A 1,275-nucleotide genomic window follows, 5' to 3' on the forward strand; every position below is an offset into this window, starting at 1 on the left:
CTGGGGGGGTGACAAAGATGCCTAAGAGATAGACCGAATCAGGGTTGCAGCCCGCATACCTTGTTGGTAAAAGCGGCGTTTATTTCGAGTTAACTTTATAAACTGTTCCACTTCTTGGGAATATTTTTCGAGATAATTCACCCACTTTTCTGCATCTAAGCCAACACCAAATGTACTCCGTCTCCGATATCTTTTTTTAGGTTCTTGACGCCGACATACATATTTTTCTACCTGCTTTTTCCTCAGTTCGGTGCCTTCAAATATTGCCGAACTATAGGAGAGTGTCACGAGCAGAATTATGTTAATCAGTCGGTTGCCTTTTAAGCTAGTTCCTTCCAGATCGTAGCCCCCTGTTTTACAATCTCGAAACATTTCTTCAATGCCCATCCGTTTCTTGTAAGCATCGATCGCTGCCCGCAACGACCCTAAATCTGTGAGAATAAACCACGCTTCATCAACCTTCCATGTCCCATAGTTTCTTTTCCACTTACAAGCAAGATCAAATCCAGTGGCAGGTTGAGTTTTTCTCACTCTTTTACCTTGAAAATATAAAGAGGTTCCTGGTACTATTCCTAATTCATCTAACCGCTGCCAAACTAAATGTTCTATTTCGATACAATGATTCCTCTTCAGTCTCAAGCAAAAAGACACACCCTTTTCCTTAAGCCAGTTCCCTAAGTCGATCGAACAAAATTCACGATCTCCTAAAACGATGACTTTATATTCGGAAAATAATGGTAAAATTTGCTGTAGATTTGTAGTCTGTTCCTCGAAGTTGCTGCTGCCCAATTTGGGCAACAATGACCAGTATAATGGAATTGCTCTTCGCTCCCAGATTAAGCTAACCATGAAAAGATTAATACACCCCCATTGGCTCCGATCTATTGCGATTGATAAGGTTTGACCGACAGAGCAATAAGTAGTCAACCAGTAAGTAATTAATGGGAACCAAATTAATTCGATCGTCAAGTGAGGTAAATCTAAAAATCTTTGTAATTTCCGTCGCCGACTTTCGGCTGTAATTAGACAAGGAAACACTCGGGAGAGTCGCTCTAATCTCACTTGTTTTTCCGCTCGCATTAAAGATAATAAGGTTGTCATCACCAAAAACTGAGATGGCGTCAGGTATTTTTGTAAGTGAGTCTGGTAGAATCTTGGTATCATTAATTTTTTAGATAGGCAAGCGTGTAACAATTCTGCTGCCTATCTTTTTTTACCACAAGTTGGCTCAATCCTTACTAGCTATGGGTTTTGGGTGGGTTGTCACCCCCCCAG

1 protein-coding gene is annotated in these 1,275 nt (G+C 40.9%); it reads right to left on the reverse strand.

Annotation, left to right across the window (positions count from 1 at the left end; all coding sequences use genetic code 11):
- Positions 1-21: 21 nt before the first annotated feature.
- Positions 22-1,164 (reverse strand): IS4 family transposase, encoded by a 1,143-nt coding sequence (locus tag QUA77_RS29135; RefSeq protein WP_333043201.1) that lies wholly within the window; start codon positions 1,162-1,164, stop codon positions 22-24.
- Between the last annotated feature and the right edge of the window lie 111 nt (positions 1,165-1,275).

The sequence above is a fragment of the Microcoleus sp. K5-D4 genome (genome assembly GCF_036704575.1).
GTDB lineage: Bacteria > Cyanobacteriota > Cyanobacteriia > Cyanobacteriales > Microcoleaceae > Microcoleus.